Origin of the sequence: Pantoea wallisii (assembly GCF_002095485.1) — a bacterium.
GTDB classification, from domain to species: domain Bacteria; phylum Pseudomonadota; class Gammaproteobacteria; order Enterobacterales; family Enterobacteriaceae; genus Pantoea; species Pantoea wallisii.
Map to the genome: position 1 here is coordinate 1 of NZ_MLFS01000044.1, position 15,532 is coordinate 15,532.

The 15,532-nt window shown below is 56.4% G+C and carries 15 protein-coding genes; 2 read left to right on the plus strand and 13 right to left on the minus strand.

What is annotated here, in order from left to right:
- The first annotated feature begins 113 nt into the window (after positions 1 to 113).
- Positions 114 to 1,511, plus strand: coding sequence for a YfcC family protein (locus HA48_RS15190; protein WP_128602077.1), 1,398 nt, complete (start codon positions 114 to 116; stop codon positions 1,509 to 1,511).
- Positions 1,512 to 1,721: 210 nt separating this feature from the next.
- Positions 1,722 to 2,108, plus strand: coding sequence for an acyl-CoA thioesterase (locus tag HA48_RS15195; protein ID WP_128602078.1), 387 nt, complete (start codon positions 1,722 to 1,724; stop codon positions 2,106 to 2,108).
- 40 nt (positions 2,109 to 2,148) lie between these two features.
- On the opposite strand, the gene HA48_RS15200 is transcribed toward HA48_RS15195, so the two are convergent.
- The 13 genes from HA48_RS15200 to HA48_RS15245 all read right to left on the minus strand — a co-directional run bounded on the left by HA48_RS15200 (position 2,149) and on the right by HA48_RS15245 (position 15,492).
- Positions 2,149 to 3,207 (minus strand): NAD(P)H-dependent flavin oxidoreductase, encoded by a 1,059-nt coding sequence (locus HA48_RS15200; RefSeq protein ID WP_128602079.1) that lies wholly within the window; start codon positions 3,205 to 3,207, stop codon positions 2,149 to 2,151.
- A gap of 120 nt (positions 3,208 to 3,327) precedes the next feature.
- Positions 3,328 to 4,731, minus strand: a complete 1,404-nt coding sequence (locus HA48_RS15205; RefSeq protein WP_128602080.1) for an MFS transporter — start codon at positions 4,729 to 4,731, stop codon at positions 3,328 to 3,330.
- A 790-nt stretch (positions 4,732 to 5,521) separates the two neighbouring features.
- Complete coding sequence (locus tag HA48_RS15210) at positions 5,522 to 6,565, minus strand: GlxA family transcriptional regulator (RefSeq protein ID WP_128602081.1); 1,044 nt, start codon at positions 6,563 to 6,565, stop codon at positions 5,522 to 5,524.
- A gap of 12 nt (positions 6,566 to 6,577) precedes the next feature.
- On the minus strand, positions 6,578 to 7,294 hold the full coding sequence (locus tag HA48_RS15215; RefSeq protein ID WP_244182871.1) for a formyltetrahydrofolate deformylase: 717 nt from the start codon (positions 7,292 to 7,294) through the stop codon (positions 6,578 to 6,580).
- Positions 7,204 to 7,443 (minus strand): hypothetical protein, encoded by a 240-nt coding sequence (locus HA48_RS22965; protein WP_244182867.1) that lies wholly within the window; start codon positions 7,441 to 7,443, stop codon positions 7,204 to 7,206. The genes HA48_RS15215 and HA48_RS22965 overlap by 91 nt, the downstream gene beginning before the upstream one ends.
- A 51-nt stretch (positions 7,444 to 7,494) precedes the next feature.
- Positions 7,495 to 8,064 carry a sarcosine oxidase subunit gamma gene (locus tag HA48_RS15220; protein ID WP_244182868.1) on the minus strand — a complete coding sequence of 190 codons (570 nt, stop codon included), beginning with the start codon at positions 8,062 to 8,064 and terminating at the stop codon, positions 7,495 to 7,497.
- A 60-nt stretch (positions 8,065 to 8,124) separates the two neighbouring features.
- Positions 8,125 to 9,297, minus strand: coding sequence for a glycine cleavage T C-terminal barrel domain-containing protein (locus HA48_RS22280; protein ID WP_208613137.1), 1,173 nt, complete (start codon positions 9,295 to 9,297; stop codon positions 8,125 to 8,127).
- Positions 9,213 to 10,460, minus strand: a complete 1,248-nt coding sequence (locus tag HA48_RS22285; RefSeq protein ID WP_208613138.1) for a hypothetical protein — start codon at positions 10,458 to 10,460, stop codon at positions 9,213 to 9,215. Before HA48_RS22285 ends, HA48_RS22280 begins: the two co-directional genes overlap by 85 nt.
- Positions 10,461 to 10,486: 26 nt before the next feature.
- Positions 10,487 to 11,161 carry a 2Fe-2S iron-sulfur cluster-binding protein gene (locus HA48_RS22825; RefSeq protein WP_208613139.1) on the minus strand — a complete coding sequence of 225 codons (675 nt, stop codon included), beginning with the start codon at positions 11,159 to 11,161 and terminating at the stop codon, positions 10,487 to 10,489.
- A complete protein-coding gene (locus HA48_RS15230) occupies positions 11,158 to 11,526 on the minus strand; it encodes a sarcosine oxidase subunit delta (protein ID WP_128602082.1) in 369 nt (122 codons plus the stop codon). The genes HA48_RS22825 and HA48_RS15230 overlap by 4 nt, the downstream gene beginning before the upstream one ends.
- Before the next feature lies 1 nt (position 11,527).
- The gene (locus HA48_RS15235; RefSeq protein WP_425270671.1) at positions 11,528 to 12,799 is read right to left on the minus strand and encodes a sarcosine oxidase subunit beta family protein; all 1,272 of its coding nucleotides are present in this window, start codon (positions 12,797 to 12,799) and stop codon (positions 11,528 to 11,530) included.
- 39 nt (positions 12,800 to 12,838) lie between these two features.
- Positions 12,839 to 14,140, minus strand: coding sequence for a serine hydroxymethyltransferase (gene glyA, locus HA48_RS15240; RefSeq protein WP_128602083.1), 1,302 nt, complete (start codon positions 14,138 to 14,140; stop codon positions 12,839 to 12,841).
- Between the two features lie 296 nt (positions 14,141 to 14,436).
- On the minus strand, positions 14,437 to 15,492 hold the full coding sequence (locus tag HA48_RS15245) for a GlxA family transcriptional regulator (protein ID WP_128602084.1): 1,056 nt from the start codon (positions 15,490 to 15,492) through the stop codon (positions 14,437 to 14,439).
- Positions 15,493 to 15,532 lie beyond the last annotated feature (40 nt).

Genomic DNA, 15,532 nt, shown 5'->3' on the forward strand with positions numbered 1-15,532 from the left:
GGCCTGGGCGCCACCGGTGCCGGTATTCACGCCCGCCATGAACACATCATCATGGCCGATATTGTGGATCGTACGGCTTTACTGGCCGGCATCATTGCCGGAGGAGAGACGCCATGACGCATTTGCATACTGAACAAGCCGCATCGCCGGCTGCGGCGTCAGATAAGGGACAGAGCCCCTATCTGTTACTGTTTATTATTCTGGTGCTGTCAGCGGTGGCGACCTGGCTGATCCCGGCCGGTGTCTACGACTATGAAACGCGGGAAGGCATTAAGTTTGCGGTCAAAGGCAGCCTGCACGCCGTGGCACAAAGCGGCGTCTATCCGCTGGAGATCTTTATGGCGATCGTCCAGGGTATGGTGAAGCAGGCGCCGATTATCTTTCTGATTCTGTTTACCGGCGGCGTGCTGGCGGTGATTGAGAGAACCGGCGCTATTGCGACCGCGCTCAATTCACTGTCACGCAGCACACGTCTAAGCGATGCGCGCATCGTGATTATCTTTGCGGTGATTTTCGCCCTGCTGGGTACCACAGGCGTGGTGGTGAATGCGGTGGTCGCCTTTGTGCCTATCGGTCTGCTGGTGGCACGCTCCATGGGCCTGTCACCGATGCTGGGTGCGGCACTGGTCTATCTGACCTGCGCGGCTGGCTTCAACGTGGCGATCCTTAATCCGGCGACTACCGGCCTGACGCAGCATCTGGCGCAGCTGCCGCTGTTCTCAGGCATGCTGTTACGCGGGCTCACCTGCCTGCTGTTTGTGCTCACTGCTGTTATCTATCTGATTTGGTCGATTCGCCGCACGCGCCAGCAGGGTATGCTGCGGCCGTCGCAGCCACCGGAGGAGAGCGACACGCTGCAGGTGACCGGCCGCCACACGTTGATTCTGGGCACTACGGCGCTGGCGTTAGTGCTGTTTATCGCCGGCACGGTGAAATTCCACTGGGGCACCAATGAGATGTCAGCGATGTTTATTCTGCTGACCATAATCGTTGGGCTGCTGGGCCGTATTTCCGGCTCGGAGATCGCCAACACCTTTCTTGCCGGCTGTGCAAAGCTGGTTAAAGGCGCGTTTATCGTCGGTATGGCGGCAGCTATCTCACTGGTGCTGCAGCAGGGCAACGTGCTGGACCCGATTGTCGGTTTCCTCTCCGACCTGCTGGCACCCGTGCCGACGCACGCCGCCACCATTGGTATGTTTATCAGCGCGGCGCTGATTCACTTTGGCATCTCCTCGGGCTCGGGTGAATCGGCACTGCTGATTCCCATCTTCTCCCCGCTGGGCGATAACCTTGGGCTAACGCGGCAGGTCATGGTACAGGCGGTCTTGCTGGGAGAAGGCATCGTGAACTGCATGAGCCCAACCTCCGGCGTGCTGATGGCCGTGCTGGCCACCGCAGGTGTACCTTACGGTAAGTGGCTGCGCTTTGTGGCACCGGTTATTGCCATCTGGTTTGTCATCTGCGTGGTCATGTTGCTGATTGGCGTGGCGATCAAGTGGGGTCCGTTCTGAATGACGCTGCCAGGCGCCACTTGCTCAGCAGCACAGCGACACTTTTATGCTCTGTAACACAAAGCAGATTGCGGGAAGTCGGCGACTCTGGCACTTTTTCAGCGCCACATTTTGCGGGTAAAAGCCTGATTAATGAGTGCAATTCACCGGTTAACTCCCGGTGAGTGGCGCTCTGCCTCTTTCGCATACCAATGAAAACAGGAACCAGAAATGTTCTCAAAGCATTACGATGTTGATGATAGCCACATTGATTTTCAGGGCGTCGTGGACGGGCTTTACTATCCGTTCTATATGGAGTGGACGCGCCACGCTTACATGCGCGAAGCCCTGGGTATTGATATCGAAGAGGAGTTTAAGCAGGGCAAAATCTATATGGTGCTGGAGTACAGCCTGCGCTTCCGTAAGAGCCTGGTGAAAGGCGATAACGTTGAAGTGACCTGTGTGCTGGAGAGAAACGAGAAGCGCAACCGCGTCAACTTCGTGCAGCAGATTAAAGTGGAAGGCGTGGTCTACGCTGAAGCCACTTTCGTCGCCACCTGCCTGGCAAACGGCCGTCCCTCGATGCCGGAAGCGGTCTCACGCGCGCTTGAGCTCTGAAGAGACGGTAGCCGGAAGAACTCTCCGGCTACGTTACCGATCAGGCGCTTTGCCACTCGTTGATTAACGTGGCGACCAGTTCAGCGGCTGGCAACTCCCGCGCCAGCGCCGCGCCCTGACCTGCCCACTGCGCGCCAAAGCCCGGCTCCCCCTGTAAGTCTGCCGCAGCGGCAAGGGCTTTGCCCAGTGAATAGGTGAGTGGATAAGAGGGAATCTCCTCTGCGCGGATACCCTGACTGAAGGCACAGAAAGCGTTGCGCAGGCAGCGCGCCTGGCGCCCTGAGATGGCAGCGGTCATTTCCGTGCCGCTGCGATCGGCCTGTTTCAATGCCGTACGGTATGCGGCACCGGCGGCCGACTCCGGGCAGAGTATAAACGCGGTACCAAGCTGCACCGCGCCGGCGCCCAGCTTTAACATGGCCGCCATGCCGCGGCCATCCATAACGCCGCCAGCGGCAACAATCGGTATGCGGCTCTGCTGGCGAATAGCCTGCACCAGCGCAAAGGTCGACAGCTGCTGATCGATCTCTCCGGGATCAAACTGCCCGCGGTGTCCGCCCGCCTCATAACCCTGTGCAACCACCACGTCGATACCGCGACGCGCAATCTCTGCCGCCTCCTGCGGGCTGGTCGCGCTGGCTAAAGTGACAATGTCACAGCTTTTTAACCGTTCAATGACGGCCGCATCCGGCAGGCCAAAATGAAAACTCACCACCGCCGGACGCGCCTGTTCAAGCACCTCCAGCATCGCCGCATTGTGCAGGAAGGTCTGATAGATTTCGGTTAGCTGCCGGGGTAGCTCAGCACCATACTGCGCGAAAAGGCCGCTAAAACGCGCGATCCACGCAGCTTCTGTCCCAGCGTTGCGTACCGCTGGCGCATGACAAAAAACGTTAACGTTAAACGGTTTGCGGGTCAGCAGCTGCGTCTTTGCGATCATCTCTGCTGCCTGCTCAGGGGTTGCCGCGCCAACGCTTATTGAACCGAGCGCGCCGGCATTGCTCACTGCTGCTGCCAGTTGCGGGGTCGATACACCCGCCATCGGGGCCTGGATCAGGGGCCAGTCTATGTTAAGGGTTTGACACAAAGTGGAGGCCATTATCGTTATCCGCGTCGTAAATCACCGGGGCTATTACAGCGCATACAACTTAAAATTAACATACATTTTACATGCAATTTTATTGGCGATAGGCTGGCTGGCAACCCATCGCCTCCTCCGTCAGATACGATCGTTAATCGCGGAGCGTGGGCGCTCTGACTGAATCGTGTCGCGATAACGCGCATACGCCTGCGGATCGGTGCTGAGCGATGCCGCATCATCCAGATTAAGATCTTTAGTCTCCGGAGCCATCAGCCATGAAACCACCAGTCCTGTCAGCGTAATGCCCGCTGCAATATACATGGTGCTGGCAATGCCAAGGTTTTGCAGCGAGAGCGGAATCAGCCAGGTGCCTGCCGCTGCACCGATACGTGAAAGCGAGGCGCTGAATCCAACCGCTCCGGCGCGTATCTCAGTAGGAAAAATTTCGTTGGGATAAACGAACTGCAATACCTGCGCCCCACCGATGCATACCGCATAAGCGCCAAACAGCGCCAGGATCAGCAGTGACGGTCCATTATTCATCCAGCCCAACAGCAGCAGCGCCAGCGCTGACCACAGGAAGCTGCGAATCAGCAGCTTACGTCGTCCCAGCGTATTTACCCTGCGCATTGCCAGTACACAGCCCACCACAAACAGCAGCGTGATCGCAATCGAACCATACGATGCCCACTCTCCGCTCAGGTGCAGTGCGTCCAGTACGCGCGGGGCAAACGCATATACCGCGAACACTGGCGTAACTGAACAGGTCCAGAAAATAGAGACGAAGGCCATACGCTTCCCGTAGCCAGCGTGCAGCAGATCGCGGATTTTAAGCTTTCTGCCGTCACGATTCTCCGGCAGATTGGCCAGGCTAAAACGTGGCCCGTAGACGCGGCGGATAACCGCTTCAGCTTCACTATGCCGGCCTTTGCTCATCAGCCAGCGAGGCGACTCCGGCGTGCCAAGACGGATAATAAACAGCAGCGCGCCAATCACCGCCGTGCTGGCAAGCGTCCAGCGCCAGCCATTTTCGCCACCAACGTGCAGCAGCGATTCAGCGACAATAAAGGCTGCCGCCGCACCGGCAAACCACATGACATTAAGGGATGCCAGACAAGGACCACGCTGCTTCTTCGGTAAAAACTCCACCAGAAAGGCCGTCGCCACCGGATATTCAATACCCACAGCGATGCCAATCATAAAACGCAGCGCGAATAGCTGCTCCCCGCTCTGCACCCAAAATTGCGCCACGGAAAATGCCACGAACATCACCGGCCCGACAAAATAGAGCAGACGACGTCCTAATTTATCTGTTAGCGCACCGCCAATAAAACCGCCGACAAAAATGCCCACCAGCGCCGAGGCAGCAATCAAGCCCTGCCAGAATGCATCCAGACCCAATTGAGGTGAGAGCGTGGCAAGCGCCACACCGATAATACTCAGCACATAACCGTCAACAAAAAGACCGCCGACCGAACGCACGGTAAGTATTTTATGAAAACGATTAAACGGTACATCTTCGATTGAGATCGTTGTGGACATATTCTTTTAGCCTCCGGCAATTAACGTGCGGGTAGTTAAGCGCACAGCCACGCCCCTGCGGAAGAGTACGCAGTATACAGACTGTTTGATATTTCCGCTTTGCGATAAAGCGTACCCGACACGTTAAATATAATTATTGAGAATAGCGTGTAAGAATGATGTTAAGGACAAACAACAGAAGGGCTCATTGAGCCCTGATAATCTAATAATGGAAATTTCTCTTCTCTGCTTTATGGGTATTGGGAGCACTGATGAGCCGCCAGCATGCCTGTATAATTCGCATCAGCGTCTTGCCCGGTTTAATATAAGATGTTTCAATAATGCCATTGCTTACTGCGCAGAATATCACATCAATCTTTCTGACTTTCCCTTTAGCGCGGTGCCTGCCATACGCTTTATGGGGAATGCCCGTGCGCGCTATCAGATTACAGGTTGCACCTTTCATTTTCAGCCTCACAACATTTCCGTGAATTCGTAAGGAAATAATTGCACTGCTTCTAACAATTGGTCAACATACACGCCGGGCGAAAATAATATAAAAAAGCACTATCCTGTAAGATTAGCCACAGCCCGCCAGGCAATATCCAGTAAAAACAGGCTTTTGCCTTATTAACATTTCATTCATATCCTTTTCTTATTTTTGTGAAACAGCGCTAACTTATCTGAATGCAACAGGCGTTAATTAAGAGAGCGTAGCAGGTAAAGAAAAAGCATGCATTATTGCATGACATTTTATAATGCGATATTCAGGTCACAAAAAAATCACCGCAACTCAGGCGGTGATTAATTATCAAATCTTTTCTGGCGTAATTAATCGCCCAACATCACGTCGTCGCTTACGATAATCAGCAGGCGTTTCACCGTACTGTTTACGAAACCAGGTAATTAAATGGGACGCATCGGAAAAGCCGCACGATTTTGCCACGCTATTAATACTGAGGTTACTGCCGGTCATTAATTTTCGCGCATGTTCCAGCCGCAGCTTTCGCCAGTGCACCGCAGCGGTATCACCGGTGCTGAGTAAAAAAGCCTGATTAAGCTGCCTCAGCGTAATCTGCAGCGATTCGGTCATAATATGCAGCGGTTCCGGTTCCGCCAGGTGCTGCAGCATATAGGCAATTGTGCGCTGTACCAGTTGGTCGTCATAGGTTTTCAGCGCCGGCTGACGCGCGATGGTACCGGGCGAAGCGCGCCGCTTTGGCTCATCCATTAGCAGATACTTATGTACTTTCCTGGTTCGTAACTCACCGCAGTGTTGCTGAATGATGTCCAGCGCCAGATCGCGGGCGGTGCCTACCGGACAGGAGATGATGCCGCCATCGCTGATATATGTCTGATCGATCACCGGCGTAACCTGAGGAAAGCGCTGACGAAACTCATCGCGCGTAGTGAAGTGGATCGCGCACTTTTTACCGTTGAGCAAACCCGCTTTTGCCGCCATAAAGGTGGCGCTGCAGAGCGTAATGATCGGAGTACGCTGCTGCTGTAGCGTTACCATTTCGCGCAGCAGTGAATCCGCCGGATGACGCGTCTCATCCAGCAAGCCTCCGGCAAAGACCACATAGTCCCAGTTAGCATAAAGATCGAACCGGGTTGTCGGCGTGATGCACATGCCACAGCTTGACGTCACCGGCTGGTTATCACAGCTCATCCACTCCCACTGGCAGAAGATCTGTCGGCTGAGAAACGACACATCTGCGGCAAAGCGGATCGGTTCGATCAGCTCCGCCACACAGTGCAAAGTAAAGTTGTTCATCAGTACGAAGCCGATGCGGATATCCGGACGCAGCGGCGGCGCAGGAAGTGCAGGATCGATGTTTGGGTAATTATCCATACGCACTGCACCTTAGCGGGAGAACACCACGGTGCGGTTGTTGTATAAAAAGACCCTCCGCTCGGCATAGCAGGATACCGCGTGCGCCAGCGTCAGGCGCTCAATATCACGCCCCTTGTCCACCAAATCATCGGCGTAATCAGAGTGGCTTACCACCTCCACTTTCTGACTGATAATGGGTCCTTCATCGAGATCTTCATTAATAAAGTGTGCCGTCGCCCCGACCAGTTTAACCCCTTTGTCGTAAGCCTGATGATAGGGTTTGGCCCCTTTAAATCCGGGCAGCAGCGAGTGATGAATATTGATGGCACGTCCGGCCAGTTTTTGACACATATCAGCCGACATCACCTGCATGTAGCGGGCCAGTATCACCAGCTCCGCCCCGGTCTGCTGTACAACCTGCCAAATCTGCGCTTCCTGCCGGGCACGATTCTCCTCTGCCACCGGGAAATAGTGATAAGGCAAACCGTGCCACGTGACGATCGGCTCCAGCAGAGGATGGTTGGAGATAACCGCTTTAATATCAATGGCCAGCTTGCCGGCACGATGACGATACAGCAGATCATTCAGGCAGTGATCGGTTTTTGAAACCATGATCACAACCGGTACCTTGTATCCCGGCTCGGTTAAGTCGAAGGTCATATCGAACTCAGCGGCCCGCGTACCGAATGCATCGCGAAACGCTCCTGCATCAAATCCCGCCCGCTGTGGCTGGAACTCGGTGCGGATAAAAAAGCGTCTGGCACACTTATCATCGAGGTATGCTGCTCATTGATATAGCAGCACTGCTCCTTAAGAAAACGCGTCACAACATCTACGCTGCCCAGCTTGCTCGGGCACTGCGCGGTGATAATCCAGTTGGTATTGTTACGACTCATAGCCAGCATCCTGTAAAAGACCGCCGGAGCGGTCTGTGCCTGAATAAGGGATTAACTCAATACGTCAATGCCGTACTCTGCGCCGGCATCCAGCAGCCAGCGGTAGCTGTAATCAGCGAAGCTGCGGCGAATCACCAGCTGCCAGCGTTGCGCATCCGGGCGGCGCAGGATCACTGACGCTTTGGCAAAGCACGTCATCACACCTTTGCCCGCTGGAAAGTTCTGCGGATGCACGTCATAAATCACCGATTTTTGCAGCAGATCGCGTACGTGCTCACCCTCCAGCTCCAGCAACGTTTGCCCGCCGCTGACGTTGACGATAGCAACATGCGCATCCTCCAGCGCAGCACGCAGGCGGTTCTCAACTTCGAACTCTTCACCCGGCGGCACAATCAGTAACCACTCATCCGGCGATAGCCACTGTGCGCTGTAATCGCCAGAGGCATCCTGCGTGATCGACAGAGGTTGCGCCGGCAGTGACAGACTCAGCACCGCACGCAGTGCACTGTCGAGCGCGATTGCCGCACCGCGCAGCGTCAGATGCCCCAGGCAGGGCCGCTCACGCAAGATAATGCCGGCTTTCCCCTCCACAACCGGCGCAGCGTCTGCTGATACGACCACACCAGCGGGGATTCCACCTGTACCCCGGCGGTGGGATGGGTGTTAAACACAGCGAAAGACTCAGACATTCTGGCGCTCCCCTTTTGGATCAACGAAGATTGGGCTGACGATTTTGGCTTCACGGAACTGGCCATCAGCGCTCGCCAGCCAGACGCTTTCACCCATGCGGTGATGACCACCGGTCACCACCGCCAGCGCAAAACCGCTGTCTAGCGTCGGGCTGTAGTAACTGGAAGTCACATGGCCGGACATCGGCATCGGAATGGCGTGCTGCGGATCGAAGACCACCTGCGCGCCTTCCTCCAGCACGACGCGCGGGTCTTTCGGCAGCAGACCCACCAACTGTTTACGATCTTCACGCAGCACATCGGTGCGGCTGTGAGACCGTTTGCCGATCCATGAGAAGGGCTTGTCATTGCCGACACACCACTCCATGCCGAGATCGTGCGGCGTCATGGACCCGTCCGTATCCTGGCCGCCAATGATGAAACCCTTCTCCGCACGTAAGACGTGCATGGTTTCCGTGCCGTAGGGCGTCAGGTTGTACTTTTTACCGTGGCGGAACAGCACTTCCCACACGTGCAGCGCATAGTTAGCCTGTACGTTAATTTCATAGGCCAGCTCGCCGGTGAATGAGATGCGGAACACCCTGGCCGGGACGTCAGCCACTTTGCCCGCTTTCCAGTCCATAAACTTAAAGTTGTCGCGGCTGAGATCGATATCGCAGAACGTTGACAGCAGTTCGCGCGCTTTCGGACCTGTAAGGGTAATAGTCGCCCAGTGGTCGGTCACCGAGTTGAAGTAGACCTGCAGCTCAGGCCATTCGGTCTGGTGCCACAGCTCCAGCCACTCCAGCACAGTGGCAGCGTTGCCAGTGCTGGTGGTCATCAGGAAATGGTTCTGCGCCAGGCAACTGGTGGTGCCATCGTCGAACACCATGCCGTCATCGCGACACATCAGGCCGTAGCGCACGCGCCCAACCGGCAGCTTCGCCCACTTATTGGTATAAACTCGCTCCAGAAATTCACGCGCATCCGGCCCCTGAATGTCGATTTTGCCGAGGGTTGAGGCGTCCAGCACGCCCACGCTTTCGCGTACCGCACGGCATTCACGTACGACCGCCTGGTGCAGCGTCTCCAGCTTTCCGTTTACGTGCTGCGGGAAGTACCACGGACGTTTCCACTGCCCGACATCTTCGAACATCGCGCCCTGCTCCACATGCCACTGATGCAAAGCGGTATAGCGCTCCGGCTGGAACAGTTCGTTGCAGTGCCTGCCGGTGATGGCGCCAAAGGCGACGGGCGTATAGTTAGGACGAAACACCGTCGTACCCACCTCCGGATGGTGCGATTCAGCACGCGGGCGGCGATCGCCAGACCGTTAATATTTCCCAGCTTGCCCTGATCGGTGCCAAAACCCATGACAGTGTAACGTTTGATATGTTCTATCGATTCAAAGCCTTCGCGCGTTGCCAGCTCAATGGCAGCCGCCGTTACGTCATTTTGCAGATCGACAAACTGCTTAGGCGCACGCAGCGTGGTTTTGCGATGGGGTACCTGATATAGCGCAATTGCAGCCCCGTCACGGCGGGTACGGGCCTGTGGTAAGGCAGGCGCTTTTTCTTGCCCGCCGGCCTCACAGGCCGCACGCATGCCCGCTTCACGCCCGCTATTGAGCACGGCCGCTAAACTGTAAATGCCTTGTGCACCGCCTGCCATTAGCATCCCTTTCACAGGTGCCGGCACAAAGCCGAGAATATCGTCACGCCACTGGGGGCGGCCACCGGTGTGAGATGAAAGGTGTATCACCGGGCTGAAGCCGCCCGAGCTGGCCACGGTATCGCAGGCATAGCGCGTGGCGTTTCCGGCGACCACGAACCGCTCGGTATTGATGCGTGCAATGTCTACGCTGCGTACGCGCGTTGTGCCATGCGCCTCAATCACCGCGCTGCCGGTGATGATTACAATGCCTTTTAGTCGCGCCAGCTTCACCAGATCGCCGTCCGGCGTGGGCCGTGCATCAGCGATTGCGACAACATCGCGTCCGCTCTCCAGCCAGTCCAGCGCGGCGCGATAGCCCTCATCATTGCTGGTCGAGACCACCAGTTTATTACCCGGGATCACGCCATAGCGCTGGATATACGTTGAGATAGCGCCAGCCAGGTAGTTGCCGGGAATGTCGTTGCCGCTGTAGACCAGCGGGCGTTCGTGTGCCCCGGTGGCCAGCACGACGCGTTTGGCGCGCACGCGATGCATACGCTGGCGCGCCTGACGCTGACCGTTAATCAGTGGCGCGGTGATGGCCAGGTGATCGGTACGGCGCTCAATCAGCGTCACAAAGTTGTGGTCATGATAACCATTGGCCGTGGTTCTGCTGAGCAGCTGGACGTTCGCCATGTTCTCCAGCTGAGTCAGCGTCTGACTCACCCACTGCGCGGCGTCTTGACCGTCAAGTTGCTCACGGCTATCCAGCAGCTACCGCCCATCTCCTCCTGCTCATCCACAACAATAACGCGTACTCCGCTGTGCCCGGCAGCCAGCGCGGCGGCCAGTCCTGCCGGCCCCGCGCCAATAACCAGCACGTCACAATGCTGGTTAAAGTGATCGTAGATATCGGCATCGGCCGCCCCAGGACTGCGACCCAGCCCGGCCCCTTTACGGATATACTTTTCATAGGTTTTCCACATGGAAGCCGGTTGCTTAAAGGTTTTGTAGTAGAAACCCGGTGGCATAAAGCGCCCGCCTATTTTGCCCACCACGCCCATCAGATCGCGATCGACATTTGGCCAGCCGTTGGTGCTGCGCGCCTCCAGCCCCTGATACAGCGCCTGCTGCGTAGCACGTACGTTGGGGATCTGCGTCTGCTCAGCGCTGCCAAGCTGCACTACCGCATTGGGCTCTTCCGCACCGGCCGCGACGATGCCGCGCGGTCGGGAATATTTGAAGCTGCGGTTTACGACGTCGATGCCGTTGGCAATCAGCGCGGAAGCCAGCGTATCGCCGGCAAAGCCGTGCAGGGTTTTACCGTTGAAGCTAAAGGTGAGAGGACGGGAGCGATCGATGCGGCCGCCGTGGCTGAGGCGATTGATCTGCTTCATGATGCGCCTCCCGCGAGCACTTTTGTCTGCGGTGCAGGCTGCGGCTGGGCATCCTGACGGCGCGGTAGCGTCACAACGTCAGCCTCTGCACCTGTTGCCGGCTGTTCGCCGATTTTGTAGGTTTCCAGAATTTCATAGGTAACAGTGTTGCGGGTGATATTGAAAAACTTACGGCAGCCCACGGCATGTACCCAGAGCTCGTGATGCACGCCGCGCGGATTATCACGGAAGAACAGGTATTCGCCCCACGCCTCATCGCTGCAGTTTTCCGGATCGGCAGGCCGCGCCAGGTGCGCCGGACCTTTGGCATGAAACTCTTCTTCTTCGCGGTGCTCCTGGCACCATGGACAGTAAATATGAAACATGTCAGATATCCTCTCGTGCCAGATTAGTGCGCCACTGCTGCTGCGCCGTGTTCATCAACCAGCGCGCCAGTATGGAAACGATCGATAGAGAACGGGGCCGCCAGCGGATGCATCTCACACTTCGCCAGGCTCGCCGCGAAGACATGCGCCGATCCCGGTGTGGCTTTGAAGCCACCCGTGCCCAGCCGCAGTTGAAATAGAGCCCGTTGACGCTGGTTTTCGAAATGATTGGACTGGCGTCAGGCGTGGTATCCACAATGCCGCCCCACTGGCGATTCATGCGCACGCGTGAGAACGCCGGGAACATCTCAACGATGGCCTGTAGGGTATGTTCGATAATCGGATAGCTTCCGCGCTGACCATAACCGGTGTAACCGTCAATGCCGGCGCCAATCACCAGATCGCCCTTATCCGACTGGCTGATATAACCGTGCACGTGATTCGACATCACCACGGTGTTGACTACCGGCTTCAGGGGCTCGGATACCAGCGCCTGTAACGGATGTGACTCCAGCGGCAGGCGAATACCCGCCATTTTTGCCAGAACGCCGGAGTTGCCCGCCACTACGCAACCTACGGTTTTGGCTTCAATGTCGCCGCGATTGGTGTGGACACCATAGATCTGGCCGTCGCGGATCATCAGGCCAGTCACTTCTGTTTGCTGCAGGATATCGACACCGTGTGCATCGGCGCCGCGAGCAAAGCCCCACGCCACCGCATCGTGACGCGCTACCCCTCCGCGCGCCTGCCAGGAGGCGCCCATGATAGGGAATCGCGCCCGCGCCGAGCAGTCCAGCAGCGGTTCCAGATCCTGTACCTGACGCGCATTCAACACTTCACCATCGATACCGTTGAGCCGGTTGGCATTTACGCGCCGCTGGATATCACGCATATCCTGCAGGGTGTGGCCCAGATTGAGCACGCCGCGCTGAGAGAACATCACGTTGTAATTCAGCTCCTGCGTCAGCCCCTCCCACTTCTTCATTGAGTGCTCAAACAGCGCGGCCGCTTCGTCCCACAGATAGTTGGAGCGCACAATGGTGGTATTACGCGCGGTGTTGCCGCCGCCAAGCCAGCCTTTTTCGATCACCGCCACATTGCGGATGCCAAACTCTTTTGCCAGATAATAAGCCGTCCCCAGACCATGTCCGCCGCCGCCGATAATGATCACGTCGTAGGATTTTTTCGGCGTTGGATTGCGCCACATCTTCTGCCAGTTTTCGTGGTAACTCAGGCCGTGGCTAATCAGCCCGAAGCCGGAAAAACGTTGCATATTCGTCTCCTTAATATTCCGGGCTGCGCCGGAAAAGAATCAGGCAATAGCTCTCTGTGCCATACGCTGCTGGGCGTGGTCGCCATATACCGGATGTCTGGCACACAGTTCGGACACGTTGAAACGCACCCAGGCTTCGATGTTGTCGCTGTCCTGCTTCTTCGCCAGCACATCGAGAATGTCGCAAATCCAACCCGCCAGGGTGGCGCACTCTTTTTCGCCAAAACCGCGCGTGGTAACGGCAGGCGTACCGATGCGCAGCCCGGAGGTCACAAAGGGACTTTGCGGGTCATTAGGTACGCTGTTTTTATTAACGGTGATATGGGCGCGGCCCAGTGCTGCATCAGCCTCTTTGCCGGTGATGTCCTGACGAATCAGTGAGACGAGGAACAGGTGGTTGTCGGTGCCGCCGGAGACAATGTCGTAGCCGCGTTTGATAAAGACCTTCGCCATGGTTCTGGCGTTGTCGATCACTTTGGCCTGATAGTGAATAAAGTCCTGATCCATGGCTTCACGGAAAGCCATCGCCTTAGCGGCAATCACATGCATCAGCGGGCCGCCCTGCTGACCCGGAAATACCGCGGCATTAAGTTTTTTATACAGTGCTTCATCACCCAGCGCGGAGAGGATCAGCCCACCGCGTGGCCCACGCAGTGTTTTGTGCGTGGTGGTCGTGACAACATGTGCATGTGGCAGCGGGTTAGGATAGCAGCGTGCTGCAACCAGACCGGCAACGTGCGCCATGTCAACCATCAGCCATGCCCCCACGCTGTCGGCGATCTCGCGGAAGCGCTTCCAGTCCACAATGCGCGAGTAGGCGGAGAACCCCGCGACGATCAGCTTCGGCTGATGCTCCTTAGCCAGTCGCTCAACCTCCTGATAATCGATTTCGCCCGTCTCCTGATTAAGACCGTACTGCACGGCGTTGTAGTGCTTACCGGAAACATTTGGCGCAGCGCCGTGAGTTAAATGGCCGCCGTGCGCCAGGCTCATCCCTAAAATGGTGTCGCCCGGTTTAATCAATGCCATAAACACTGCGGCGTTTGCCTGTGCGCCGGAGTGCGGCTGCACGTTGGCGTAATCGGCCCCAAACAGCATACAGGCGCGCTCGATGGCTAAACGCTCGATAGTATCAACGTGCTCACAACCGCCGTAATAACGTTTGCCGGGATAGCCTTCTGCGTATTTGTTAGTCAACTGACTGCCCTGTAATGACATCACCTGATTACTGGCGTAGTTCTCAGAAGCAATCAGCTCAATATGGGTTTCCTGTCGTACCAGTTCTTCAACCACTGCGGCAAACAGCTGTGGGTCCGTGCTATTCAAATCATTTGCATTCATTGCTTCACCCTCGAATCAGGTTCAGATAACGGATTAAGTACCCGATTAACGTTACCCAAAGCCTTCAGCATTAAGCTTGAATGTTTGCGACAGGAAACATGACAACTTCGCGACACTTCATATAAATCATGCAGTTAAAAATATAGGTGGCGCTGCATTATTTGAACTCAGTCACGTATAAATAAGAAATGGTGATGATGCCGGGCGCGGCTACGCGGGTTAGCCTGTGGCGGGGATGGCAAAAAGCGCGGTACTGTGGTGCAGATTAATAGCGCAAGCGTAAAAAGGCGCGAAAATCAACGTCCATCAATGGTGCTATCGATATGAATAAAGAATGGATCAACATGCTGCTGATCGCGTTTAGCAGACTGCTTACGCGTCGATGAAGGCGTATAACCGAAAGCATCGCGGAAATGGCGGGAAAAGTGCGCCGCATCGGAGAAGCCGCAGCGCTCGCCGATCTCCGTGACGCTTTTGGTGGTGTACAGCAGCAGCCAAAGCCCATAGCGCAGGCGTAAATCCCGGGCGAAACGCTGCGGGCTGATACCGAGCTCATCCTGAAATTTACGCTCAATATTGCGCCGGGAGGTATTCAGCCGCTGCGCCAGCTGCTCCACCGCAATCACTTCACCCATATGCTGAGCAATAATATCCACGGCACTGCGTACCAGCCGATCGCTAATTTTCTCAAAGATAACCGGTTGCGGTTGCGGATGCGCCGTCGGACGCGCTTCGTCAATCAGCATAATGTGCAGGCTTTTGATCGCCCAGGCGCGACCCAAATGGCGCTCGATCAGGTATGCCGCAACATCGGCGGCCGCGACACCTCCCGCGCAGGTGATCAGTTTGCCCTCATCAACGAAGATGCGGTCGGCCACCGGCGTGATGTCCGGAAAGCGGCGTTGTAAATCACCATGGTGATACCAGCTGACACAGCACTGTTTTCCCTTCATCACGCCTGCCTGAATCAGTGCAAACACGCCGGTACACAGCCCCACCAGCGGCGTACCAAAGCGGGCGGCCAGGCGAATGTACTCCAGCGCGCGATAGTCCGTTTTATCTTTCTCCTCCTGTACGCCGCCAATTACGACGATGTAGTCGAAACTCTCCGGATTTTTTAACGCTTCACAGGGTGAAATCACTGCCCCGCAGCTCGACATCGCCTCTTCACCGGACGCGGACATGAAGGTCCAGCTGCAGCGCAGCTGGCGGCTGCGATCGCCCTCGTCTGCGGCCAGGCGCAGGCAGTCTACAAATGCAGCAAACGGCAGCAGGGTAAAACGATTGAGCAGGACAAAACCGACATTGAGCGGCGCACCTGCTGCACCGGGTTTACGTTGTGCAGAAATCATGCTTACCCCTGATGACGCGCGTTGAGATGTGAACGACAAG

What these genes read in the sequence shown, in the direction of transcription:
- HA48_RS15190 (WP_128602077.1), top strand. Translation starts at nt 114, where the DNA reads ATGACGCATTTGCATACTGAACAAGCCGCATCGCCGGCTGCGGCGTCA.
- HA48_RS15195 (WP_128602078.1), top strand. Translation starts at nt 1,722, where the DNA reads ATGTTCTCAAAGCATTACGATGTTGATGATAGCCACATTGATTTTCAG.
- HA48_RS15200 (WP_128602079.1), bottom strand. Translation starts at nt 3,207, where the DNA reads ATGGCCTCCACTTTGTGTCAAACCCTTAACATAGACTGGCCCCTGATC.
- HA48_RS15205 (WP_128602080.1), bottom strand. Translation starts at nt 4,731, where the DNA reads ATGTCCACAACGATCTCAATCGAAGATGTACCGTTTAATCGTTTTCAT.
- HA48_RS15210 (WP_128602081.1), bottom strand. Translation starts at nt 6,565, where the DNA reads ATGGATAATTACCCAAACATCGATCCTGCACTTCCTGCGCCGCCGCTG.
- HA48_RS22965 (WP_244182867.1), bottom strand. Translation starts at nt 7,443, where the DNA reads ATGAGTCGTAACAATACCAACTGGATTATCACCGCGCAGTGCCCGAGC.
- HA48_RS22285 (WP_208613138.1), bottom strand. Translation starts at nt 10,460, where the DNA reads ATGGCGAACGTCCAGCTGCTCAGCAGAACCACGGCCAATGGTTATCAT.
- HA48_RS22825 (WP_208613139.1), bottom strand. Translation starts at nt 11,161, where the DNA reads ATGAAGCAGATCAATCGCCTCAGCCACGGCGGCCGCATCGATCGCTCC.
- HA48_RS15230 (WP_128602082.1), bottom strand. Translation starts at nt 11,526, where the DNA reads ATGTTTCATATTTACTGTCCATGGTGCCAGGAGCACCGCGAAGAAGAA.
- HA48_RS15235 (WP_425270671.1), bottom strand. Translation starts at nt 12,799, where the DNA reads ATGCAACGTTTTTCCGGCTTCGGGCTGATTAGCCACGGCCTGAGTTAC.
- glyA (WP_128602083.1), bottom strand. Translation starts at nt 14,140, where the DNA reads ATGAATGCAAATGATTTGAATAGCACGGACCCACAGCTGTTTGCCGCA.
- HA48_RS15245 (WP_128602084.1), bottom strand. Translation starts at nt 15,492, where the DNA reads ATGATTTCTGCACAACGTAAACCCGGTGCAGCAGGTGCGCCGCTCAAT.